Here is a 25,071-nt window from a genome sequence, read left to right as displayed (position 1 = left end):
CATGTCCGCTGGCAGAACGGGTGTCTTCGTGGCAAAAGGCGGTTAAACATTCAAGGAGCACCGTTATGTCTGGCACATTTGGCAAAGGTCACCATCTGCATCTGATCGACGGGTCGGCGTTTATTTTCCGTGCCTATCATGCGTTGCCGCCCCTGACCCGAAAATCGGATGGTATGCCGATAGGAGCGGTCGCCGGATTTTGCAACATGTTGCAGCGCTATGTCGAAGGTAACACCGGACCTGACGCTCCGACACATGTCGCGGTGATTTTCGATAAGGGCAGCCACACGTTTCGCAACGAGATGTATGAGCACTACAAAGCCAACCGGGAGGAAATGCCCGCAGACCTGCGGCCTCAGATATCGTTGACCCGGCATGCAACCGAAGCGTTCAACATTGCGTGCAAGGAAAAGGAAGGTTTCGAGGCGGATGACATTATCGCCACCCTGGCGGTTCAGGCCCGCCGCGCCGGCGGTCGGTGCACCATCATAAGTTCGGACAAGGATCTGATGCAGTTGGTTGGCGACGGGGTCGAGATGCTCGACGCCATGAAGAACCGGACCTTTGATCGCGAGGGGGTATTCGAAAAGTTCGGGGTCTATCCTGACCGGGTGGTGGATGTGCAGGCTTTGGCCGGGGATTCCGTTGACAACGTCCCCGGAGCCCCCGGTATCGGGATCAAGACTGCTGCGCTTTTGATCAATGAGTACGGTGACCTGGATACCTTGCTGGAACGTGCCGCAGAGATCAAACAGCCGAAGCGGCGGCAGACGTTGCTAGATCACGCAGAGCAGATAAGGTTGTCGCGGCGGCTTGTGCAGCTTGATGAAAGCACCCCCCTGGATTTCACACTGGACGATCTGGAGGTGCGCGACCCCGATCCGGACACGCTGTTGGGGTTTCTTGGCGAAATGGAATTCCGCACATTGTCCAAGCGGGTAGCCGACATTTTGGGGAAAGAGCCACCGGTGATCGCGCAGGTGCCTGTCGTGGAGGATGGGCCGGCTGTGTCCGAAGAGCCTTTTGCCGCCGACCGATATGAGCATGTCGCAGACGCCGCGGCGTTGCGTGGATGGATCGAAAAGGTCTACGAATATGGTTATGTCTCAGTAGACACCGAAACCACCGGGCTTGATGAAATGATTGCCCAGCTTGTCGGCATTTCCCTAGCCGTCCAGCCCGGCGAGGCCTGCTATATACCACTGATTCACAAAGCAAACGCGGGGGACGATCTTTTTGGCTCTGACGAGTTGGCGCAGGGGCAGATGCCCGTGGCAGAGGCGCTGAATATCTTGACTCCGATGCTGGAAGACCCCGCGATCTTGAAGATCGGGCAGAATATGAAATACGATGCCAAGATTTTTGCCCAGCTTGGCATCACCGTCGCGCCCATTGATGATACCATGCTGATGTCTTACGCAATGCACGCAGGGTTGCACGGCCACGGCATGGACACGTTGTCGGAAAGGTACCTGTCGCATACGCCGATCCCGATCAAACCCTTGCTGGGTTCGGGGAAATCCGCAGTGACATTTGATAAGGTGCCCCTGACCGATGCGGTCAGATACGCCGCCGAAGACGCCGATATCACCCTGCGTTTGTGGCAGCTGTTCAAACCGCAACTGCACCGTGCCCAGGTCACGAAGGTCTACGAAACGCTCGAGCGGCCTTTGGTCCCCGTGCTGGCGGGCATGGAGCGATCGGGCATCAAGGTTGACCGCGACACGCTGAGCCGCATGTCGAACGCGTTTTCTCAGAAGATGGCGGCGCTTGAGGACGAAATCTATGAGCTTGCCGGTCGAAAGTTCAACGTCGGATCACCGAAGCAACTGGGCGAAATCCTATTCGGCGACATGGGCCTTGACGGGGGCAAGCGGGGCAAGACCGGCGCATATGCGACCGGTGCTGATGTACTGGAGGACCTTGCCACCGAGCACGATTTACCGCGGCGCGTGTTGGACTGGCGGCAACTGTCAAAGCTCAAGTCCACCTATACCGATGCATTGCAGGACCATATCAACAAGGACACCGGACGGGTTCACACGTCGTATGTGATCACCGGCGCTTCTACCGGGCGCCTGGCATCGACAGACCCGAACTTGCAAAACATCCCGATCAGGTCCGAGGAAGGCCGCCGTATTCGCGAAGCTTTTGTGGCGGAACCCGGCAAGGTTCTGGTTGCGCTTGACTATTCGCAAATCGAACTCCGCATACTGGCCCATATGGCAAACATACCCGCGCTGAAACAGGCATTTTTGGACGGGTTGGACATTCACGCCATGACGGCGTCGGAAATGTTCGGCGTCCCGCTGGATGAGATGACAGCGGATGTGCGTCGGCAGGCCAAGGCGATTAACTTTGGGGTGATCTACGGCATCTCGGGCTTTGGCCTGGCACGCAATCTGAGAATTCCGAGAGCTGAAGCGCAAGGGTTTATCGACCGATATTTTGAACGCTTCCCCGGCATCCGCGATTACATGGACAACACCAAGGCTTTTGCCAAGGAACACGGATACGTTCAGACGTTGTTTGGACGCAAGATTCACACGCCCGAGATCGGGGCCAAAGGTCCACGGGCAGGGTTTGCGCAGCGTGCCGCGATCAACGCCCCCATTCAGGGGACCGCCGCCGACGTGATCCGCCGCGCCATGATCCGCATGCCCGCCGCGATACACCACTTGCCGGCGACCATGTTGCTACAGGTTCACGATGAATTACTGTTCGAGGTCGAAAAAGGAGCCGAGGACGATCTTATCGCAGCCGCGCGTGACGTGATGGAAAATGCCGCGGACCCGGTGGTAAAACTGGATGTGAAACTGGCGGTCGATGCCGGGGTAGGTACGAACTGGGCCGAGGCGCATTGAACCCGCACCTTTTCTAAAAGCTCTCGAATCTAGACATCCCGGCTACCAAGGTATCCCGGCTGCCAAGTGGGCTAGTCGGGCAGCTCTGATGACGGGATGACGCCAAAAAATTCGCCCCCGGACCAGACGCCAAACCAGCCGTCGTGGTGCACACCCAGCTCGATCAGCCGGTAAAAACTTTTGCGGTCGATCAATGCCTCAAGGTTTCGGCGAATTCGCACATAAGGGGAGGGTTCCTGGGTATCGGCGTCGCGGACAAAGCGAATAGGCAGGTCCGGTCCAGCGGCAGCGATATCATCGAGATTCGTCTGGAACGTCAGCAACTGATCCCGCCCTTTGCCGGATGCTTCAAAGTCAATCGCAACAAAGGGCGCGTCTTCGACCTTGATGCCGACTTTTTCGACAGGCGTAACCAGAAAGTATTCGTCACCTTCGCGTATTAGAATCGACGCGAAAAGTTTAACCAATCTTTTACGGCCGATGGGGGTGCCTTGATAAAACCAAGTCCCGTCACGCTTTATTTGCATATCCAAATCGCCACAAAAAGGCGGGTTCCATTTCTCCACCGGCGGCAATCCGCGTGTTTTGATGGCAGAAACAGACGCAGCAAGCCCTTCTGCGGTAGGGGTAACGGTATTTTGTCTACTCATTGCTTTTGCCATTTCCAGTTCACGCGATACAATCACTTGTAACAAGTATAATCCAAAGGACGCAAAAGTCATGACCCGAGCCCGCGATATGGTCGCTGAAATCGAAACGCTTGGTGAAAAGCTGGCGCAGGCCAAGACATCGATAAATAACCGCTTCATCGGCCAGCAACGCGTTGTCGACCTGACCCTGACGGCACTGTTGTGCGGAGGTCACGGGTTATTGATCGGGTTGCCGGGTCTGGGCAAAACACGACTGGTCGAAACACTGGGTACGGTGATGGGCCTCGCAGGGAACCGAGTGCAGTTCACCCCCGACCTGATGCCGGCGGATATTTTAGGTTCTGAGGTGCTGGATACTACGGCTGACGGGACCCGGGCCTTTCGGTTCATCGAAGGCCCGATCTTCTGCCAGTTGCTGATGGCTGACGAAATAAACCGCGCCTCTCCGCGTACCCAGTCGGCGCTGTTACAGGCGATGCAGGAAAAGACCGTAACTGTCGCTGGCAAGGACCGGGCGCTTGGCCATCCATTTCACGTATTGGCGACCCAAAACCCGATCGAACAGGAAGGCACATATCCGCTGCCCGAGGCCCAGCTTGACCGGTTCATGGTGCAGATTGATGTCGCCTATCCTGACCGCGAGACCGAACGTGATATTCTTCTTGCCACCACCGGGGATACCGATGCGCAAGCCACGCCGGTGTTCACCACACAGGAACTGGTTTCCGCCCAAACGTTGTTACGCCAAATGCCGGTAGGCGATTCAGTCGTGGAAATGATCCTTGATCTGGTCCGCGCCTTCCGTCCGGGCGAAGCCGATGCAAGCCAGCAGGTGCGCGACACCGTGTCTTGGGGTCCGGGGCCGCGGGCCGCGCAAGCGCTGATGCTGACAGTCCGCGCAAGAGCGCTACTGCACGGTCGCCTCGCCCCATCGGTCGAAGACGTGATCGACATGGCACGCCCGGTATTGACCCATCGCATGGCGCTTAATTTCGCCGCCCGCGCGCGCGGGGACAGTTTGGCTAAACTGATCGATGATACCGCAGACAATCTGGCTGGGAAAAAGGCCGCCGCGTGACCAGTTCAATCGCCCTTCGCGCCAAAGCCGAAGTCGAGGCAGCGCGCCTGCCCGCCTTGTTGGCGCGCGCCGAGCACTTGGCCGGGGCCGTGCTGTTGGGCGCGCATGGTCGCCGTCGGGCTGGCGTCGGCGATGATTTCTGGCAATACCGCCCGGCACAGATCGGCGACAGCCGCCGCCGAATAGATCACCGTCGGTCGGCCATGGGCGATCAGGAGTTCGTCCGTGAATCGGAATGGCAGATTGCCCAGTCGGTGATGTTGTGGGTCGATCAAGGTGGCTCCATGCGTTTTACTTCTGATGCGAATTTGCCGCAAAAAGCCGACCGTGCGCGGCTTTTGGGCCTCGCCGTCGCGATATTGCTACAGCGCGCGGGCGAACGTGTCGGTCTGACCGGTACAGCGCTGCCCCCGCGTTCGGGCGCAATACAGATACAGCGCCTGGCCGAGATGTTCTGCAAGGATGATACCGCTGACTATTCCCCCCCGGAACACCGCGCGATGATCCCACAAGCAAGAGCCGTGTTCATTTCCGATTTCATGGGAGACATCGGCGCAGTCACATTGGCACTGACCAAAGCCGCCGACCGCGGCGTCCGCGGTGTGTTATGCCACGTGCTAGACCCGTCAGAAGAAGCTTTTCCCTTTAGCGGCCGCACCATCTTTGAAAGCATCGGCGGCACGCTCAGCCATGAAACTCTCAAGGCCAGCGACCTGAAAAGCCGTTATCTTGCGCGGCTGGCGGAACGCAAAGCCGAGCTGCAACGCCTGTGTGCCTTGACTGGTTGGCATTACGGGCTTCACCATACCGACGCATCCGCGCAAGCCGCGCTTTTGTGGCTGTATGGGGCCCTTGATACACGTCCCGGGGTGACAGCATGACCGTTCTTGGTGGGATCGGGTTTTCCGCCCCTTGGCTGCTGTGGGGGCTGATTGCCCTGCCGATTTTGTGGTTGATCTTGCGGGCGGTTCCCCCCGCCCCGATCCGGCGTCGTTTTCCGGGTGTGGCGTTATTGCTGGGTCTGAAGGATGACGAAAGCGTTTCGGACCGCACCCCCTGGTGGTTGCTGGCGCTTCGCATCCTCGCGGTTGCCGCCGTGATCATCGGGCTGGCCGGGCCGATCTTGAACCCGTCAAACCCACAAACCGAAGGCTCTGGTCCATTGTTGATTGTGCTGGACGGATCATGGGCCGGCGCGACACGCTGGCCACAGCAAGCCGAAGCGCTTGACGTCCAGCTGGCCCGAGCTGCCCGATCCAGCCGGACCGTGGCCTTCCTGACGCTAACCCGCCCCGAGGAACTGACCTTTCAATCCGCCGACGTCTTGCGCACACGCCTGGCCGGGTTGCAACCGGCCCCGTGGCAACCCTCGGCGGCGAACATTACGCGCGCCATCGAAACCATGGGCCAGTCAGGCGGATTCGACACACTTTGGTTCAGTGACGGGTTAGACTATCCGGGACGCTCTGATGTATTGGCCGCTCTCCAAGCTCAGGGTGCGGTGGAAATCTATCAGACCGGGGCCAACGTGATGGCAATGGCCGCCGCTGTCTACGAGGACGGGGCGATAAATCTTTCCGCCAAGCGCGCACTGGCTGGCGAACCACGCGAAGTGACATTGAACGCGCAGGGCCGCGACCCGGCAGGAAATATCCGCACCCTTGCCTCGATCCCAGCCGTATTTGAGCAGGGGCAGGTTGATGCATCGGCCGCCCTCGCACTTCCGGCCGAGCTGCGCGCCCGTATCACACGTTTCGATATTGCCGGGCAGCGTTCTGCCGGTGCCACCACATTGGTTGACGATGCCTTGCGTCGACGCGAGGTGGCGCTGATCGCAGCAAGGGAGGACCGCGAGGGGTTGGAACTGCTGTCACCGTTGCACTACATCGAAAAGGCACTGGCCCCCACTGCGGACCTGATCCACGGATCATTGAATGACGTTCTGCCTGCCAACCCCGATGTTATCGTTCTTGCGGACGTAGCGACCGTCACCGAAACCGAACAGGCCGCCTTGTTGGAGTGGATTGAAAACGGCGGCATGTTGGTGCGCTTTGCCGGACCACGCATCGCCGCGAGCAACATCAGCCGCGACGCCGAAGACCCATTGATGCCCGTACGCCTCAGGGCCGGCGGCCGCAGTGTCGGCGGCGCAATGAGTTGGGGCGAACCCAAATCGCTGGAAAAATTCAAAGACAGCTCGCCCTTCTTTGGGCTGGACATCCCTGATGATGTGGTCGTGTCTGCACAAATCGTCGCACAGCCCGATCCGACATTGTCCAACCGTGTCATTGCGTCACTGAACGACGGTACACCGTTGGTCACCCGCAAGTCCATCGGTCAGGGGCAGGTCGTGCTGTTTCACGTGACAGCGACCGCAGAATGGTCGACCCTGCCACTATCAGGTCTGTTCGTCCAAATGATGGAGCGCTTGGCTATTTCCTCTTCATCCGCCAGCAATGACACCCAGAGCCTGCAAGGGACTGTGTGGACACCATTGCGGGTTATGGATGGGTTTGGGGTTTTGTCAGACGCGGGCAATCTGCCCGGCGTGGACGGAGCCGATCTTGCCAACAGCCCCGCGGGTCCGGATGTGCGGCCTGGTATCTATGGGTCGGGGGACCGTCAAATTGCCCGCAACGTCGTGACCTTGGATACACAGCTTGCGCTTGCTGACTGGCCGGCGGGTGTGCCGGTTCGTGGCATGAACATTTCGCCCGAGACCGTTCTTGCCGGGTGGCTATTAAGCTTTTCGATCCTGTTGCTGCTAGCTGATGTCGTCGCGTCCTTGGCGTTGTCTGGCAGGCTGCTCAAACGGGGGGAAATCATTGCCGTGTGGATCATCGCGGCGATCCTTCAATCACCTGCGCCAGCGACCGCGCAAAATGCCGATGCGGATGCATTTGCGTTGAACGCCACGTCGGAACTGACGCTGGCGTATGTGGTAACGGGTGTATCCAGCATCGATGAGATTTCCCAAGCAGGATTGCGGGGCCTATCAGATACGCTGTATTTCCGAACCTCGGTCGAACCGGCCAACCCGATCGGTGTCGATCTTGAGAATGACGAACTGGCCTTTTTCCCGATGCTGTACTGGCCGATCACCCCGGATCAGGCACGCCCTTCGGACGCGGCCTATGTCAAGCTGAACGAATACTTGCGCTCTGGCGGGATGATCCTGTTCGACACCCGAGATGCTAATATCGCAGGCTTCGGCGCGGCTAGCCCGAACGGGCGCAAGTTACAGTCGCTCGCTGCTCCGTTGGACATACCGCCGCTGGAGCCCCTGCCAAGCGATCACGTTTTGACCCGCACCTTTTATCTGCTGCAAGATTTCCCCGGCCGTTATACCGGGCGCGATATCTGGGTCGAGGCATCCCCCGCTGATGCAGAGCAGGTTGAAGGCATGCCGTTCAGAAATTTGAATGACGGGGTGACTCCGGTGGTGATTGGCGGCAACGATTGGGCAGCGGCTTGGGCCGTTTCAAGCTCCGGTGCCCCGATGGTGCCTATCGGGCGTGGTTTTACCGGGGAACGCCAACGTGAGATCGCCTATCGCTTTGGCGTCAACCTGGTCATGCATGTGCTGACGGGAAACTATAAATCCGACCAGGTTCATGTGCCTGCGCTTTTGGACAGGTTGGGCCAATGACGTCTACGATAGTATTCGACCCGATGATCCCGGCGGTACTGCTGGGTGTTGTCGCGCTCTTATCACTGGCGGCAGTCGTGCTTGCCGTGGCCCGCGGGCTGCAAGGGTGGGCGCTGCGCGGCGCAGCCCTTATGGTGATACTGGCGGCATTGACCGGCCCGTCCGTTCAACAGGAAGATCGGGCACCGCTGAGTGATATCGTTCTTATGCTGGAAGACGTCAGCGCCAGTCAGAAATTGGGCGACCGAGCGGTTCAAACCGAGACGGCCGCCGATACGCTGGCCGCGCAAATACTGGCGCGCGAAAACACCGAACTGCGTCGAATACCTGTAAAAGACGGTATAGGGGATGCGGGAACGCAACTGATGACCGCGCTCAGCGACGCCTTGGCCGAAGAACCCCGTTCTCGTATCGCCGGCATCCTGGCGTTCAGTGATGGGCGTATACATGATGCTGATCTTCCTGTTGATCTACCAGCGCCGATGCATCTGTTGATGTCGGGAAAGAAGTCGGATTGGGACCGGCGCCTTTCAATACGCAACGCGCCGGCCTTTGCCATTATCGGGGAACCAATCACCCTGACCCTGCGCATTGATGACTTGGGCAATCCCCCCGAAAATACAGTACTCACGCCGCTTGAAATTTCCATTGACGGCGACCCTGCCCAGACATTTCGCGTGCCGGTCGGGCAGGATCTGGAATTGCCGGTCACCCTGCCCCATGGGGGGCGCAATGTGATCCGCTTTTCGCTTCCCGAAGCTGCCGGCGAATTGACCGACCGTAACAACGCCGCGTTGATTCAAATCAACGGCGTGCGGGACCGCCTGCGCGTGCTGCTGGTCAGCGGAGAGCCGCACCAAGGCGGACGCACTTGGCGAAATCTTCTGAAATCAGATAGTTCGGTGGATCTGGTGCATTTCACCATCCTTAGACCACCGGAAAAGCAAGACGGCGTTCCCGTAGATGAGCTTTCATTGATCGCCTTCCCGACCCGCGAATTGTTCATGGAAAAGATCGAGGATTTCGACTTGATCATTTTTGATCGCTACAAGCGTCGTGGCATCCTGCCCGCGCTTTATCTGGAAAACGTCGCAAATTATGTCCGCAATGGCGGGGCGGTACTGGTGGCCGCAGGTGCGGATTTTGCCAGCGCTGACAGTCTTTATCGATCGCCGTTAGGGGAAGTTCTGCCTGCAACCCCGACCGCCCGTGTCATCGAAGAACCCTATCTGCCGCGGGTGTCGGACTTGGGTCAGCGTCACCCCGTGACTGCCAATCTACCCGGAAAGGGCGATTGGGGACGTTGGCTGCGCCAAATTGAAGTATCGGAGCCGCAGGGCAACGTCGTGATGACCGGGCAGGATGACCGCCCGTTACTGATCTTGAACCGCGTGAAAGAGGGACGCGTTGCACTCCTTGCCTCTGATCACGCGTGGCTCTGGAGCCGCGGATACGAAGGCGGCGGCCCCCAATTGGAGCTGCTGCGCCGGCTGGCCCACTGGATGATGAAAGAACCCGAGCTTGAGGAAGAAGCTTTAACCGCAAATGCCGAAGGCCAGACAATGCGTATCGTCCGCCGCACTCTCGCCGACGAGATTCCATCTGTCACGATCACCGCCCCTGACGGCAGTACAACCGAGCTCACCTTGTCCCAGACCAGCGAAGGCGTCTTTGAGGGAACGTTTGAAGGGCCGGAAATAGGTCTTTACCGCCTGGAAAATGGCGACCAGAAAAGTATCATTGGTCTAGGGCCTGCCGCCCCGCGAGAGTTCGTGGAGACCATCGCCAGCGCCGAGGTGGTCAAGCCGATCCTATCCGCAATGCGAGGTGGAGTTGCGCGACTGGAAGAGGGTGTGCCTCGTTTGCGAGACGTACGTTTGGGGCGTCCTGCCGCCGGGCGCGGCTGGGTCGGACTTACCCCGCGCAATGCCTACGAAACCCGCGATATCCGGCAAACGCCCCTTCTGCCAGCTTGGTTGGTTTTGCTGCTGACCGCAGCGTTGATCGTCGCCGCTTGGGTGCGCGAAGGCCGACGCAGCTAACCAAGGGCTATTGCACCGCCATTTTCACCCGACATTGCCCTTATGCCGATCTTGATGGGCCTGTGGTTGCCGTGCATGGCAACACCTTTAAACACTTGTTCACGACCCGCAGCGATTATCGAACCGTAATCATGACCCAAGGATTCGGAGCGACGCATGAGTTTGGCAGATAAGCTGACCCAGGAACGGCGCGTACGTCTTGCTGCGGAACGGATGCTTGAATTGAAGCAAGCCGAGCTTTTTGCGGCCAACCAAAAGCTTGGACAACATGCGCAGCGCTTGACGGATGAAATCGTCGAAACCCGTGCCGAAGTCGAAACCATTCGCGGCGAAAATCGGCGTGTAAAATCTGACCTCGATGCGGCGCGCGAAAAGATCGAACTGACTGAACGGCGGCTTTGGCAATCCATCGAAATTATCAAGGATGGCTTCGCCTTTTTCAACGCGAACAATGAACTGATCATGGCCAACCGGTCCTATCTCGCCATTTTCGATGGGTTGGACGTCATTCGCCCGGGCGTGAATTACGTCACCATTCTTCAGGTTTTAACTGACGAGGGCATTGTCAACACAGGCGAACTTTCTGCAAGAAACTGGCGTCGGTTGATGTCTGAACGGTTTCACCAAACAGCTCCCGACCCCACGATTATCCAATTATGGAATGGCAATCACATAAAGCTTGTCGATCGACGGGGACCAGCGGGTGACATGGTATCGCTGGGCTTGGATATCACAGCGACCGTCGAATACGAAAGACAGCTACGCGAAGCCCGGACAATCGCTGAAAGCGCCAACCGCGCAAAAACGACGTTCCTTGCCAACATGAGCCATGAAATCAGAACCCCGATGAATGGGGTGGTAGGGATGTCAGAGGTTCTGCAAGATACGGATCTGACCGAAGACCAGCGTCTGTGCGTCGATACAATCAAGAACTCGGGCGAGGCATTGCTCGTCATCATAAATGATGTTCTCGATTACTCGAAGATTGAAGCCCAGAAGCTGGATTTGCACCCGGAACCTTTCGATCTTGAACGGTCGATACAAGAAGTCATGATTTTGTTGCAACCGCTGGCGCGCGAAAAGGGTTTGGACCTGGCACTTGATTATGATCTGCCCATTTCCCAACAGCTTATTGGCGACCCCGGTCGTATCAGGCAGGTATTAACCAACCTTATCGGCAATGCGGTAAAATTTACCCGCGATGGTCATGTCCTGGTCCGGGTGACAGGGATACCTGACAACACCTCTGCCAAAGTTCAGGTCAAGATCGCGATCGAAGATACCGGGATAGGCATCGCCCCGGACATGATCAGCCATATCCTGGGTGAATTCAATCAGGTCGAAAGCAATCGAAACCGCAATTTCGGAGGTACCGGGCTTGGGCTCGCCATCTGTCAGCGACTGATTAAGATGATGAACGGCAACTTCTGGATCACCTCAGACCTATCCGTCGGCTCCTGTTTCGGGTTCGAACTTCCTTTGTCAACTCATGGTGACCGTTTTCTATCGCAAACACAGCTTCCCCGTCAGCTTCGACATGTCATGCTGGTGAGTCGCAGAGGCGTGAACCGATTTACCCTGCGCAAACAGCTTGAAAGGATAGGCCTAAAGGTTTCGTGCAGCGATACTGCTTTGGACGCTGTTTCGCGGATGGGCAACAACGTGGATTTGATTCTAGCGAACCACAACATACCCTTTACGGACGGGTTCGACTTGGCCAATACGCTGGACGAAAAGGGAATGGCGATCCCTATCGTCATCTTCACGCCGAACTCCACCCAGGTTGAAAGCCACCCCGCGCGCCCGTTGATCAAAGCTGTATTGAAAGAACCCGTATCCCGCAGTGATTTACTGGAGCTGCTTACCAAGGTCGAATTCCCGACCGACGTCGTTCCCGAAACCCCTTTTTGCAGCATGAGGATATTGTCGGCGGAAGATAATAAAACCAATCAACTTGTTTTCTCGAAGATGGTTCAGGATTTGAACGTCGATCTCATGGTGGCTCACAACGGCGAGGAAGCCGTCGCAATGTATGAAACCTTTAAACCCGACCTCATATTCATGGATATCTCGATGCCAAAAATGGATGGCAAAGAAGCCAGCAAATCCATTCGAAAAATTGAGGAGAGAACCGGGCAGCATTGTCCAATCGTCGCGCTGACCGCCCACGCGATGCGGGGCGACGAAAAAGGGATACTCGCTGCCGGTCTAGATCATTATCTTACGAAACCGTTGCGGAAGTCCGATATCATGGCCCAGATTGAACGTTATCATCCCGCAGGAGCAGCTTCGATCAGACAGCAACCGGTTTAGGTGGCACCATAAGGACGAATGAACACCGGGCGCTCAGGCGTCGACTTCATTTCGTGCCAGACATATCCACCGCTGTCGAAATCCCGAAGCGCTTCGATGTCTTTCAACCGGTTTTGTACAATGTACCGCGCCATCGCGCCTCGCGCTTTCTTTGCGTAAAAACTGACTATTTTAGGGGCCGTACCGTCCCCCTTGTCTTCCAGGAACTGAGGGGTAACAACTGTGGGTTCCAACGCGTTGGTATCCACAGCGCCAAAGTATTCCTGACTGGCACAATTTATCAATAATGAACTATTCGTAGCTTGTGCCTCCATATTCAAAGCTTCCGCCAGCCGCGCACCCCAAAAATCATATAGCGACTTTCCGGCATTGGTCCTCAGTCGGCTTCCCATTTCCAGCCGATACGGCTGGATCTTGTCGAGAGGGCGAAGCAGTCCGTAAAGTCCTGACAGAATACGCAGGTGGGACTGGGCAAATTCCAGCTCTTCGGGCTCAAGGCTCGCGGCCTCCAACCCTTGGTATGTATCGCCCGCAAAAGCAAACACAGCCGGACGCACGGCATTCTCGTCGGGATCCACCTGAAACTGTGCAAACCGATCTCTGTTCAGTTCAGCCAGTGCTGGGCTCAGACCCATTAGTGTCCTGAGCTCTTCGACAGTCAGCGCTTTTGCATACTCAACCAGTTCGGTTGCGGCATCATGCATTGCAGGTTCGGTCACCGTAATGTCGCGGACAGACCAGTCCAGTTTTTTAGCGGGCGAAATAACAACTAGCATCAATTTTTCCTTCTACGGTATTCACGACCGCTTAATCGTTCTCTCGGAGAATGTTCAGAAACGCCGTACCAAACCTTTCGGCTCGTTTTTCCCCAAGCAGACGAACGAGCGACGCATCGTCAGGCGCATGCAATTGGGCGACCTTGGACAGCGAGGACACTGAACAGCTTAGCGGCTTTTCAGTCCCTGCAACCCCACGGACGAGATCTGCCTGTACTTGCAACAGCCGATCATAAACAGTGCCGGCCTTTCGCCCCGCCAATTTGCGCCGGGCCGGGTGCACGGCTGCTGAGGCCCCATTGATCACATCCAGAAATGCCTTGCCGTAACTTTCCAGCTTTTTGGCACCCACCCCGCTGATTGCCGCCATATCGTCCACCCCTACGGGTCGTTTTTCAGCCATCTCAATCAAAGTCCGGTCATTAAATATGATATAGGCGGGGACCTTGGCAGCTTCTGCCAATGCCCGCCGTTTGGCCTTCAGTGCCGATAACAGCGGCGCATCCTCGTCATCGACGACGGATTTGACCGCAGGGCGTCGTACCGCGCTGGCGGCTTTGATGCTGTCGCGCCGCAAAAAGATCGGACGTTCCCCCCGCAGTATTGGCAAAGCCGTGTCGGTCATGCGCAAAGCCCCGTGACGTTCGCCATCGGGGCGCACCAGATCATGACCCATCATCTGCCGAAACACGGCTTGCCATTCACGTCTGTCGTATTCCTTGCCGACACCATAGGTTGGCAGGTCTGCATGCCCTCGGGCGCGTACCTTGTCGGTTTCATTCCCGAGCAAGATGTCGATAAGGTGCCCAGACCCGAACCATTCGTCCGTACGCAATATGACGGACAACGCTTTTCTGACCGCCGTCGTGCCATCAAAAACATCTGCGGGTGTTTCGCACAGATCACAATGCCCACATGTTACTTCGACCTCGCCGAAGTATTTCAACAAATTGGATCTTCGGCACTCGAGCGCTTCGGCCAAGCCCAATAATGCATTCAAACGCGCGTGGTCCGCCGCCCTGCGTTCGGGCGCGGCAAGACCCTCGTCAATTTGGCTGCGACGAAGCCGTATGTCGTCGGGGCCGAAAAGGGTAAGCGTTTCAGCGGGTGCGCCGTCGCGACCAGCCCGCCCAATTTCCTGGTAGTACGCTTCAATAGATTTCGGCAGATCGGCATGGGCAACCCAGCGGATATCTGGCTTGTCGATGCCCATCCCAAATGCCACCGTCGCAACCACGATCAGCCCGTCTTCCTGTTGGAACCGGCGTTCGGCAATTCGCCGATCTTCGGCCTCCATGCCACCATGATAATGCAGGGCCGTATGTCCTGCGTCACGTAAAGCTTTAGCCAAACCCTCCGTCTTTGCGCGTGTCCCACAATATACAATGCCGGATTGGCCCTTGCGCGCTGAAGCAAAGTTAAGAATTTGTGCGCGCGGCGCATTCTTTGCGGCAAAGGCAAGGTGAATATTCGGCCTATCGAAACCACGCAGAAATGCGCACGGCGCGACCCCATCAAAAAGCTTTCGGACAATTTCGGCCTGCGTTTCCGCATCGGCCGTTGCGGTGAAAGCGGCCAAAGGCACGTTTAACATGCGACGTAATTCACCAATACGCAGGTAATCGGGGCGAAAATCATGCCCCCATTGGCTCACACAGTGCGCCTCATCCACCGCAATCATCGAAACGCCGATCCGTTTGAGCATACCAGGGACCGATCCGGCAGCCAGACGTTCGGGTGCCATATACAGAAGTTTCAGCGTGCCCGCTTCCAGTCCTTCCCATACTGCATCCGTTTCTTCAGGGGTGTTGCCCGACGTCAGCGCCCCTGCCCCTACGCCCAATTCCTGCAATGCCCGAACCTGGTCGCGCATCAGGGCGATAAGCGGTGATATCACCACTGTCACACCATCGCGTAAAAGCGCAGGCATTTGAAAGCAAAGCGACTTTCCCCCGCCCGTCGGCATGATCGCCAGCACATTTTCACCGCGTGTGACTGCTTCGACGATCTCTTGCTGGCCGGGGCGAAAACCGTCGAAACCAAACACATCACGAAGTAGCTTGGGTGCCGCTGCCATGGAAACCTAATCCTAATTCTGCTTAATTGTGACTAAATCCTATTCAGCGACACCCGCCGCGATGCCGCGTTTATCAGCATCATCAAGAGCCGCTTGACGTCAGTTGTCAGAAAAACAGGGCAGCGTTGTTGATCAGAAGAATCCGCAGTATGGCGACCCCGATCAAAACGACCAAAGGTGCCAGGTCAAGCCCCCCAACCGCCGGCAAAACGCTTCTGACTCTGCTGTAAACTGGCTCTAACAGACGGTTCAACCCATCCCAAAGCTGAGCGACAAGCGGCTGTCGAAGGTTCAAGACCTGGAAATTGATGAGCCAGCTCATGATCACATGGGCGATTACGATGAACCACACTATGTTCAGAAGAAGCATCAAAATCTGGAAAATAGATGACATGGAGAAGCCTTTCACTGCATGAAAGAGCACTTAAACACAGAGGACTCAAAGAACAAGTGCAGCCAGAAAACGTCTAGGCCCGATCACCCCCGAAGGTGTTAAGCTTAGGCTTCCATTGCGTTGATGACTACGGAAAAATCAAGCCTGTCGACCAATTGCATAGACCAGCTGTCAAAGTGGCGCGTCGTGATAGGTTTCTCATCCAGAATTTTAAATCCGCTGTGGCGGTCATCTGCAATTATATTTGCCACCAATCTGCGCACCGCTGTCTCTTCGCCTTCCAGTAACTGGCAAAAATTTCTCCCATTATAGGCCAGAGCACCGGTGATGTTGTGAACGCTATTGGCCGCAGTTGCCTGTTCTACGATCTCTGCAACAGTCTCTTTTGTGACGGAATATGCAGCGGTGCTAAAATACAGAAGTCGGATCATAGACAATGTGTGGCCTTCTTAGTTAAGTATGAATGTCAATTCTGAGCATAGTATATAAGTGCGATAACTTAGCAGCGTGTATGTCAAAGTACATACGTTAATCTTCAATTTCCCTGAGTTTCAAAACGACAGCTTGCGTCGGGTAATGCCGCTACTCTACCGTTCAAACCAACAGGGGGCATGAATGGCTAAAATTTCCAAACGTAAAAGAATATGGGGCTGGTATTTTTTCGACTGGGCCAGTCAGCCTTACAATACCCTGCTTTTGACGTTCATCTTTGGACCCTATTTTGCACAAACCGCGACGTCTTCGCTTGTCGAAGGTGGGATGGCGCTGTCCCAGGCCAAAGCACAAGCACAGGCCTATTGGGGATACGGCTTGACTGCTACCGGTCTCGCCATTGCTGTTTTGGCACCGATATTGGGGGCTGTTGCCGATTCGTCCGGCCGCCGGATGCCGTGGATTTGGTTGTTCTCGGCGCTATACGTGGTCGGGTCAGCGGCGCTTTGGTGGACGGAACCGCAAGGTTTCTCGGTTGTTTGGGCGCTGTTCTTTTTTGGTATCGGTTTGATCGGCATGGAATTTGCGACGATCTTTACGAATTCATATCTTCCTGAACTGGACCCGGACCCCAGCGAACGCGGGCGGCTTTCGGGTTCTGGGTGGGCCTTTGGATATGTGGGCGGCGTCGTTGCATTGGTGCTTATGATCGCCTTGTTCCAAGCAGGCCCGGACGGAGTCACCATGGCCGGTCTTAAACCGTTTTTAGGATTAAACACCGCGACAGAAGCAGATACCCGGATAGTCGGACCGTTAACCGCCCTGTGGTATGTGGTCTTTATGATACCGTTCTTCCTGTACATTCGTGACACGCCGCACGCCAATCCTGTGCGATACAGGATGGGCAAAGGCTTGTCGGACCTCGGAAACACCCTGAAAAACCTGCCACGCCATCCGTCGCTGTTGGCATACCTCGGGTCGTCAATGTTTTACCGGGACGCGTTGAACGGGATGTATACTTTCGGCGGCATCTACGCGCTCGGTGTGTTGAATTGGTCGATCATCGACATCGGTGTTTTTGGAATTCTCGCCGCGGTTTCCGGGGCGGTGTTTTGCTGGATCGGCGGACGTGTCGACCGGGCAGTGGGACCGATGCCCGTTATTGTCACATGCTGTGTTTTGCTCATCACGACCGCTTGTCTGATCATATCGTTAACTCCGACGAGCGTGTTGGGCATCGGCGTTGCAGATGGGTCGGCCCTGCCGGATATTCTGTTCTACCTTGCGGGGGCTATTATTGGTGCTGCCGGAGGAGCGCTTCAGGCGTCTTCGCGAAATATGTTGACGCGTCAAGGCAACCCGGAACGCATGACCGAAGCTTTTGGTCTTTACGCCCTTTCCGGCAAAGCTACATCCTTTCTAGCGCCTGCTCTTATCGCGGTAACCAGCGATATGACTGGCAGTCAACGTCTTGGTATCACACCGGTAGTAGGGCTGTTCATCGTAGGGCTTATTCTGTTAGCATGGGTTAAACCCAAAGGAGATTTCGTAAGATGATCCTTACAAAATTTTTAATCTGCACCTCGCTGGTACTGGCGGTTTCTGCCTGTTCTGGTTCAAAGACCGAACCCAATCCGGAAGCCTCTGTCATACTGCCGACAATTGGTTCGTCCGGCGGGGTCAATAGCAATACCATCGCAAAAAAGCTTTTCGGTACCAAGCTGGGACCCTCCGCTCAGGTCCCGGCTGCTTATGGAAGTTATGCCAAGGGGTGCGTAGCCGGTGCGCAGCAACTGCCCGAAACCGGGCCCACCTGGCAGGCGATGCGGCTATCTCGGAACCGTAACTGGGCCCACCCCGAGATGATCGACTATATCCGCCAGTTAAGTGCGAAAGCTGCCCGCCTACCGGGGTGGGGCGGGCTGTATGTAGGTGACATCAGCCAACCGCGCGGCGGTCCGATGCTGACCGGGCATGCCAGCCATCAAATGGGGTTGGATGCTGACATCTGGATGCTGCCGCCAAAGTCCCTTGGGCTGAGCAGCGATCAGCGCGAAAAAATTTCGTCAATTTCGATGCGTCGGTCTAACGGCGCGTACGTTAACGATAGCTGGACGCCGCAACATCACGCGCTTTTTAAGGCGGCGGCATCGGATCCCAGGGTCGCACGCATATTCGTGTTTCCAGGTGCGAAGGTGCAGATGTGCAACGACGAAAAAGGCGACCGCACCTGGTTGCGGAAAATTCGCCCTTGGTATGGCCATCATTACCACTTTCATGTGCGACTCAGTTGTCCGGACGGCGCAAGCGGATGTGTCAATCAAACTCCACCGCCCCCGGGCGATGGCTGCGCCGATGCGCGACAGTGGCAGGCCAATATCCTCAACCCACCGCCGCCCAAGCCTGACACACCCAAGCGTAAACCAAAACGCGAATTAATTCTGGCCGACCTGCCTGCGCAGTGCCAATCCGTATTGGAATCAAACTGAACCTTATCCAGATCATTTTGGCGATCGGTCTCGCTTCCGCATCACTTGCTGCGGGGGGTAAGGGGGGCGTGTCGCAAGACGCCATGCTGGTTTGGGCTTATGATGCACCGTGGTTCGGGGGCATCTCGGGTGCCGAAATAAGCGCAGATGGCCAAGAGCTAACGGCCATTACCGATCATGGACGGGTGATCCGGGCTGAAATGGTCCGCGAAAGGGGCGTTCTGGTCGGCCTGAAGGTTATTCATTCTGTGGCACTACGAGACCCGACTGGCCAAGTTCTGGCAAAGCCCTTCACAGATGCCGAAGGTCTGGCGGTCGGAAAGAATGGCCAGGCTTACGTCAGCTTCGAGGGGCAGCACCGGATTACGACGCTCGACATTTCCAATGGCGTGACGACCCCTGTGGCAAACGCACCCGGTGCAGAGACCCTGAGCGACAACGCGGGAATCGAAGCTTTGGCAATCCATCCGGATGGAACGCTTTTCGCCTTGCCCGAAGAGTCAGGCAAAGATTTCTTTCCGCTCTACGCGTATCGTGACGGGGCTTGGGTGATGCAAACACGTATCCCCCGGCGCGGCCCATTCCTGCCTGTCGGAGCCGATTTTGATGATGCCGGTAATCTGTATTTGCTTGAACGCACCGTGACCCCGCTTGGCTTTCGCAGTCGCATTCGACGCTTTGACCTTAGTAAATCTGACTTGGCAGCAGAGACGTTGATGCAGTCATTTCCGGCCCATTACGATAACCTCGAAGCGATTTCGGTCTGGCGTGACCCAGCGGGCCGAACCCGCTTGACGGTTCTGTCGGACGACAACTTTCTAGCGATCCAGCAAACGCAAGTGATCGAATTCATCGTTGCGCAATAACTTGCACCACCCGGATGATGCTTTTAAAGCAAGGTGACCTGTGATCCGAACAGGTAAAGCCACACACCCGACAGGCAACTATTTATGACGCGCACTTACCTTCCCGGCATTATTGCCATGGCAGCTATCGTAGTAGCCTCGAATATCCTTGTTCAATTTCTATTCGGCCAATGGCTGACTTGGGGTGCGTTCACCTATCCTTTCGCGTTTCTTGTTACTGATGTGATGAACCGCGTATACGGCGCGGCGGCTGCACGCCGCGTTGTTTTGGCTGGCTTTATCGTGGGGCTGATCTGCTCGCTCATCGGTACTCAGATTTCGGGTGAGTTCGGGCCGCTTGTCACCGTGCGAATTGCCGTCGCTTCAGGTACCGCCTTCCTTACGGCGCAGCTTGTTGATGTGGCGATCTTTACATCATTACAGTCCGGCAAGTGGTGGCGTGCGCCGCTGACCAGCACGCTTGTGAGCAGTACCCTCGACACGATTCTTTTCTTTTCGATTGCCTTTGCTGGGTCGCTTTCGTTTGTGCACCCGGCCACCGACGTCACCTGGGCGGCCGAACAGCTTCCGCTATTAAGTATTGGGCCGATGGCACCGCTTTGGGTATCTCTTGCCGTCGCCGATTGGTCGGTAAAGCTGGGCCTGGCACTGGTGGCGCTCGTGCCCTTCCGCCTGGTCACCAAAAGGCTGGCCGGGTATCGCTGACGTCACTTAGGATTAGCGACAAACGCACCCTTGTTGAGTGGCGGCAGTAATCCCAGACGAATACCCTTTCCGCACCCCGAAAAAAAACGTTTTGAATTTTCGTGTTCTCGTGCAAACATTTGACTGAGTTCAACAAATGTAAAGGAGGTGATCCAGTGTCAAGAACGGTATTGGAGCGAGGTGTCGGAACAGCTTGGGAGGGTACCCGTTAAGGCAGCCCTTAACGGCTGATACCATCCAGGTGGATCATTGATCTAACCGATCTCACCTCCTGCATCCCTTCGATTGGGCCGCTCCGTTCAGGGCGGCCCTTTTCTTTGCCCCTACCCTTCACCTTTGTGATCTGTGATATGATAATGCGCCCAAGGAGAAGGCCGTGCTGCACATTACCGATAACGTTGCCATTCAGGATTGGGAGCTTTCCGAGAGCTTCATGCGCGCCTCTGGTCCGGGCGGGCAGAACGTGAACAAGGTTTCAAGCGCGGTAGAACTACGCTTCGAGGCCGCAACCTCCCCTTCACTGACCGTTCCCGTCAAGAACCGGTTGCGAAGATTGGCAGGGCGCCGGTGGACCAATGAGGGGGCGTTGGTCATTCAATGTGATGAAACGCGCAGCCAAGGAAGGAACCGGGAAATTGCGCGTGACAGGCTGAAGGATTTGATTCAAGCCGCTCTGAAGCCCCCGAAAAGGCGCATCGCCACCCGACCTACACTCGGGTCGAAAAAGCGTCGCTTGAAGGCCAAAAAAACCAGAGGCGAAATCAAGGCCTTGCGCGGAAAGGTCGACCCGCCATCCTAGCCGGCCGATACTATTTTCAAACAACAACGTTCCATCACATTATCTTCATTTTCAGACGCTTGCAGAGTTTCGCCGATTTTATGAAGCGTCAGGCGGAGCTTTGCCACACGGCAATATATACCCCGGAACTGAACCAGATTTTCGACGTTACCCCAGCAGACGCACAGAACGTGTCTGGAAATAATTAACGTTGAGGAGAATTGAGATGAAACTTACTTCAAAAACCCTGATCGCTACTCTGTTGGCAACCGGTATGTCGACGGCAGCAATTGCTCAAACGTCCACCGGTACCGGTGCGGGCGCGAGCGTTGGAACCTCAAATGGCGCAAGTGCCGATGTGAATGCATCAGGTTCTGCATCGACTAACGCCACAAAAGACCTCACCAAAGACGCAAAAGAAATGTCGAAAGACATGACCGATATGGCCAAAGACAAGACCGATATGGCCAAAGACAAAGCCAAAATGGTTAAAGACAAAGCTAAAGAAGGTGCCGATAAAACATCAAAGATGGCTAAAGAGAACTATGGCCAACTGATTTCTGATCTGCGCTCCAATACTTCTGCAAACGCCGAAGTTGAAACCAACATCAAAAACTTCAAAGCGGATGCCAAAGTCGATACCGTTCTTGTATCCGACTTGAAGAAAAATGCGGGTAATGAAGCAAAATCGCTTGATAACGCATTGGAAGCTCAAAAAGATTCCGTAACGAAAATGCGTAGCGCAATCGACGCCAACCCTGACCTGAAATCGAAAGTCGAAGATGAAGGTTATACCGTCGATGATATCGTGGCTGTTCGCTCCGGTACCAACGGCGAACTGACTTTGGTCGTCGATGACCGCAAATAAGAAGTTGATCTAACTTCTAGCTGCCGCTCTTAGGGGCACAGCATCTGGGGCTGGTGAAATTCACCGGCCCCTTCCTTTTTGTCACACCAACACTGCTTGCGCCTTCTGGTCTCCGACACCAAAGACGCGTTTATAGCGCTCAATTTCGTCTGCGGGGCCCATCGCCTTGTTGGGGTTGTCTGACAGTTTGACCGTCGGTTGCCCGTTAGCCTCAACCGCTTTGCAAACCAGACTGAACGGAGCCAGCGCATCATCCGGAACCAGACCGCGAAAGTCGTTTGTCAACAAGGTCCCCCAGCCAAACGAAGCTTTGACCTTGCCAGCGAATTGGCTGTGCAACTCCTTGATCTTGTCGACATCCAGGCCGTCGCTGAAAATGACCCGTTTTTCGCTCGGGTCTTCACCACGCGACTTCCACCAGTCAATGGCGGTCTGCGCCGCCGTAGCAGGATCTCCGCTATCAATGCGAATGCCTGTCCATCCGGCAAGCCAATCAGGTGCGTTTTCCAAAAACCCCTTGGTCCCATAGGTGTCCGGCAGAATAATCCTCAGGTTTCCGTCATGCTCTTCGTGCCAGTCTTGCAGGACGTCGTAGGGTGCTTGCGCCAAGGCCGCATCGCTTTGTGCAAGCGCGGCGTAAACCATAGGCAGTTCATGTGCATTGGTACCAATGGCTTCGACTTCACGGCTCATGGCGATCTTGCAGTTTGATGTTCCGGTAAAGGCTTTCCCCAGACCTTCTTGCATTGCCTGCACGCACCAATCCTGCCAGAGGAAGGAATGGCGTCGGCGCGTTCCGAAATCGGCAATCGAAAGACCAGGCATCTCGCGCAAGACTTCGATCTTTTCCCACACTCGGGTCATGGCGCGGGCATAAAGCACCTGAAGCTCAAATTTACCCATACGATCCAGCACGGCCCGCCCGCGAAGTTCCATCAAGACAGCGAGCGCAGGGATTTCCCACAACATGACTTCATGCCATTTCCCTTCGAACGTCAGCTCGTACTGATCGCCCTTTCGTTCCAGATGATACGGCGGCAGGCGCAACCCCTCGAACCACTCCATGAAATCGGGTCGGAACATCTGGCGTTTGCCGTAGAATGTGTTTCCGCGAAGCCAGGTGCTTTCTCCACGGCTCAGGGAGAGCGACCGGATATGATCCAGTTGTTCACGCAATTCGCCTTCGTCGATAAGATCCGCAAGAGGCACATGCTTTGATCGGTTGATCAGGCTGAAGGTCACCTGCGTATCGGGTTTGTTGCGGAAAACTGACTGGCACATCAGTAGTTTGTAAAAATCCGTATCAATAAGGGATCGAACAATCGGGTCGATCTTCCATTTGTGATTCCAGACGCGGCTAGCGATGTCGACCATTATAAAGGCTCCTTTAGCCGGTGTTTGTCGCGCATCGCAAATGGGGGAGCAAGCAAATTGACGCCTGTTCCCGTCAAAACCTGACCCTGATCGTCCCGAGGGACACTAGCCAAGACTAACCCCCGCTGACCTCATCGCAGTCAACGCATCATCGAGCGATCCATCCAGATCAATCGCCCGGCACAGATCTTGGCGCACAGTTACGTCAAAGCCGAGCCTCGCCGCGTCCACCGCAGAAAAATGCACACAGAAATCCAGCGCCAGACCGACGATCGTCAAGCGGGTTATATCCCTAGATCTCAGATACCCCTCAAGCCCGGTCGGCGTGATGTGATCATTCTCGAAAAAGGCCGAATAGCTGTCGATGGCCGGATTATAGCCTTTGCGAATGATCAGATCGGCGCTTGATTGATCAAGGTCAGGGTGAAATGCCGCGCCGTTGCTGCCTTGAATGCAGTGGTCAGGCCATAATACCTGCGGTCCATACGCCATTTTGATAACGCTGTAGGGAGCCTGGTCCGGATGAGACGATGCAAAGGAAGAATGGCCGGCAGGGTGCCAATCCTGCGTTAAAATTACCGCGTCGGCTTGCTTCATCATTCCGTTGATACCGGCGATAATGGCGTCACCTTCGGGAACCGCCAAAGCTCCGCCCGGGCAAAAGTCGTTCTGTACATCGATCACGATCAAAGCATGGGTCATGCTGCACTCCTGTTATACAGGCCTCGTGCCATTTCCCCTATCGGGATATAGCAAGCAAAGCCCCCCTTGTCTGGAACCAAGCTAAAGCGTATCTGAGCGCCCATGTACACAATAGCCGCACTTTACCACTTTAGTCGTTTTTCCGACCCTGACAGCCTGCGCAAACCGTTGTTGGCGCTGTGCAATGAACACGCGGTGAAAGGGACTTTGCTGATCGCGGGTGAAGGCATCAATGGCACCATTGCCGGACCGCGATACGGCATCGACGCTGTGATTGCACATATTCGTTCGCTTCCGGGCTGTTCCGATCTGGAGTGGAAGGAAAGCACCGCCACAGATCCGTTGTTCAGCAAAATGAAGGTCCGCCTGAAGCGTGAGATAGTCACCATGGGCCAGCCAGACGTCGATCCGCTGGCACGCGTCGGACACTATGTTGATCCGGCTGACTGGAATAATCTGATCGGTCGTGACGACGTCGCAGTCATCGACACCCGTAATGATTACGAAGTCTCGATCGGGTCGTTCGAGGGGGCCATTGACCCCCAAACCCAGAGTTTTGGAGAATTCCCTGCGTGGTGGGAAGCCAATAAGGACCGGTTTCACAACAAAAAGATCGCAATGTTTTGCACCGGGGGCATCCGCTGCGAGAAATCGACGAATTATCTGATTGGTCAAGGCATAGAGGACGTATTTCACCTCAAGGGTGGGATCCTCAAGTATCTTGAAGAAATCCCGCCGGAAGACAGCAGTTGGAAGGGCGACTGCTTTGTGTTCGATAACCGCGTCAGCGTGGGCCACGGTCTGAAGGAGGGACCTCATGTGTTGTGCCATGGTTGTCGCCGGCCGATCTTGCCGGCCGACGCTGAGCGCGAAGGGTACGAAGCCGGCGTAAGCTGTCACCAGTGCGTCAATGAGACCTCTGAGGACGACAAGAACCGATTTCGTGAAAGGCAGCGCCAGATGGCTTTGGCCAAAGCCCGCGGCACCACCCACCGACTATAACGGGTATAGAAT

The 25,071-nt window shown here is 55.9% G+C and carries 20 protein-coding genes; 13 read left to right on the top strand and 7 right to left on the bottom strand.

Annotation, left to right across the window (positions count from 1 at the left end; all coding sequences use genetic code 11):
* Positions 1-65 precede the first annotated feature (65 nt).
* Positions 66-2,864 carry a DNA polymerase I gene (gene polA / locus AC13DE_RS08640; RefSeq protein ID WP_483047579.1) on the top strand — a complete coding sequence of 933 codons (2,799 nt, stop codon included), beginning with the start codon at positions 66-68 and terminating at the stop codon, positions 2,862-2,864.
* A 71-nt stretch (positions 2,865-2,935) separates the two neighbouring features.
* Here the strand turns inward: polA and AC13DE_RS08635 are convergent, their stop codons facing one another.
* The gene (locus tag AC13DE_RS08635; protein WP_483047578.1) at positions 2,936-3,514 is read right to left on the bottom strand and encodes a DUF1285 domain-containing protein; all 579 of its coding nucleotides are present in this window, start codon (positions 3,512-3,514) and stop codon (positions 2,936-2,938) included.
* Positions 3,515-3,584: 70 nt separating this feature from the next.
* Here AC13DE_RS08635 and AC13DE_RS08630 point away from each other — a divergent pair, with 70 nt between their 5' ends.
* The 5 genes from AC13DE_RS08630 to AC13DE_RS08610 all read left to right on the top strand — a co-directional run bounded on the left by AC13DE_RS08630 (position 3,585) and on the right by AC13DE_RS08610 (position 12,596).
* Complete coding sequence (locus AC13DE_RS08630) at positions 3,585-4,592, top strand: AAA family ATPase (protein WP_483047577.1); 1,008 nt, start codon at positions 3,585-3,587, stop codon at positions 4,590-4,592.
* Positions 4,589-5,473 carry a DUF58 domain-containing protein gene (locus AC13DE_RS08625; protein WP_483047576.1) on the top strand — a complete coding sequence of 295 codons (885 nt, stop codon included), beginning with the start codon at positions 4,589-4,591 and terminating at the stop codon, positions 5,471-5,473. The genes AC13DE_RS08630 and AC13DE_RS08625 overlap by 4 nt, the downstream gene beginning before the upstream one ends.
* Entirely contained in the window at positions 5,470-8,241 is a 2,772-nt protein-coding gene (locus AC13DE_RS08620; RefSeq protein ID WP_483047575.1) for a DUF4159 domain-containing protein, read from the top strand. Before AC13DE_RS08625 ends, AC13DE_RS08620 begins: the two co-directional genes overlap by 4 nt.
* Entirely contained in the window at positions 8,238-10,283 is a 2,046-nt protein-coding gene (locus AC13DE_RS08615; protein ID WP_483047574.1) for a hypothetical protein, read from the top strand. Before AC13DE_RS08620 ends, AC13DE_RS08615 begins: the two co-directional genes overlap by 4 nt.
* Positions 10,284-10,439: 156 nt before the next feature.
* A complete protein-coding gene (locus tag AC13DE_RS08610) occupies positions 10,440-12,596 on the top strand; it encodes a response regulator (protein WP_483047573.1) in 2,157 nt (718 codons plus the stop codon).
* Here AC13DE_RS08610 and yaaA read toward each other — a convergent pair.
* From yaaA to AC13DE_RS08590, 4 genes are all read right to left on the bottom strand, one after another.
* On the bottom strand, positions 12,593-13,372 hold the full coding sequence (yaaA, locus tag AC13DE_RS08605) for a peroxide stress protein YaaA (protein ID WP_483047572.1): 780 nt from the start codon (positions 13,370-13,372) through the stop codon (positions 12,593-12,595). The genes AC13DE_RS08610 and yaaA overlap by 4 nt on opposite strands.
* A 31-nt stretch (positions 13,373-13,403) precedes the next feature.
* Positions 13,404-15,449 carry a DNA helicase RecQ gene (recQ, locus tag AC13DE_RS08600; RefSeq protein WP_483047571.1) on the bottom strand — a complete coding sequence of 682 codons (2,046 nt, stop codon included), beginning with the start codon at positions 15,447-15,449 and terminating at the stop codon, positions 13,404-13,406.
* Positions 15,450-15,555: 106 nt separating this feature from the next.
* Positions 15,556-15,843 (bottom strand): YggT family protein, encoded by a 288-nt coding sequence (locus AC13DE_RS08595; protein WP_446298070.1) that lies wholly within the window; start codon positions 15,841-15,843, stop codon positions 15,556-15,558.
* Positions 15,844-15,947: 104 nt separating this feature from the next.
* Entirely contained in the window at positions 15,948-16,274 is a 327-nt protein-coding gene (locus AC13DE_RS08590) for a BLUF domain-containing protein (protein WP_446315929.1), read from the bottom strand.
* Positions 16,275-16,458: 184 nt separating this feature from the next.
* Between AC13DE_RS08590 and AC13DE_RS08585 the strand changes: the two genes are divergently transcribed.
* From AC13DE_RS08585 to AC13DE_RS08560, 6 genes are all read left to right on the top strand, one after another.
* Positions 16,459-17,832, top strand: coding sequence for an MFS transporter (locus AC13DE_RS08585; protein ID WP_483047570.1), 1,374 nt, complete (start codon positions 16,459-16,461; stop codon positions 17,830-17,832).
* On the top strand, positions 17,829-18,764 hold the full coding sequence (mepA, locus tag AC13DE_RS08580) for a penicillin-insensitive murein endopeptidase (protein ID WP_483047569.1): 936 nt from the start codon (positions 17,829-17,831) through the stop codon (positions 18,762-18,764). Before AC13DE_RS08585 ends, mepA begins: the two co-directional genes overlap by 4 nt.
* Before the next feature lie 68 nt (positions 18,765-18,832).
* Positions 18,833-19,630, top strand: a complete 798-nt coding sequence (locus AC13DE_RS08575; RefSeq protein ID WP_446296979.1) for an esterase-like activity of phytase family protein — start codon at positions 18,833-18,835, stop codon at positions 19,628-19,630.
* A gap of 84 nt (positions 19,631-19,714) precedes the next feature.
* On the top strand, positions 19,715-20,335 hold the full coding sequence (locus AC13DE_RS08570; protein ID WP_483047568.1) for a queuosine precursor transporter: 621 nt from the start codon (positions 19,715-19,717) through the stop codon (positions 20,333-20,335).
* A gap of 376 nt (positions 20,336-20,711) precedes the next feature.
* Positions 20,712-21,134, top strand: coding sequence for an alternative ribosome rescue aminoacyl-tRNA hydrolase ArfB (arfB, locus tag AC13DE_RS08565; protein WP_483047567.1), 423 nt, complete (start codon positions 20,712-20,714; stop codon positions 21,132-21,134).
* A 205-nt stretch (positions 21,135-21,339) separates the two neighbouring features.
* Positions 21,340-21,981 (top strand): nicotinate phosphoribosyltransferase, encoded by a 642-nt coding sequence (locus AC13DE_RS08560; protein WP_416879633.1) that lies wholly within the window; start codon positions 21,340-21,342, stop codon positions 21,979-21,981.
* A gap of 81 nt (positions 21,982-22,062) precedes the next feature.
* On the opposite strand, the gene pncB is transcribed toward AC13DE_RS08560, so the two are convergent.
* Together pncB and pncA are read right to left on the bottom strand one after the other, a co-directional pair.
* On the bottom strand, positions 22,063-23,355 hold the full coding sequence (pncB, locus tag AC13DE_RS08555) for a nicotinate phosphoribosyltransferase (RefSeq protein ID WP_446314351.1): 1,293 nt from the start codon (positions 23,353-23,355) through the stop codon (positions 22,063-22,065).
* A gap of 105 nt (positions 23,356-23,460) precedes the next feature.
* Positions 23,461-24,057, bottom strand: coding sequence for a bifunctional nicotinamidase/pyrazinamidase (pncA, locus tag AC13DE_RS08550; protein ID WP_483047566.1), 597 nt, complete (start codon positions 24,055-24,057; stop codon positions 23,461-23,463).
* A 102-nt stretch (positions 24,058-24,159) separates the two neighbouring features.
* Here pncA and trhO point away from each other — a divergent pair, with 102 nt between their 5' ends.
* Positions 24,160-25,059 (top strand): oxygen-dependent tRNA uridine(34) hydroxylase TrhO, encoded by a 900-nt coding sequence (gene trhO / locus AC13DE_RS08545; protein WP_446296973.1) that lies wholly within the window; start codon positions 24,160-24,162, stop codon positions 25,057-25,059.
* Positions 25,060-25,071: the final 12 nt, after the last annotated feature.

This window comes from Sulfitobacter sp. L-8 (assembly GCF_056859255.1).
The sequence above is the reverse complement of the archived record's forward strand: the minus strand, read 5'-3'. Positions and strand labels throughout refer to the sequence as shown.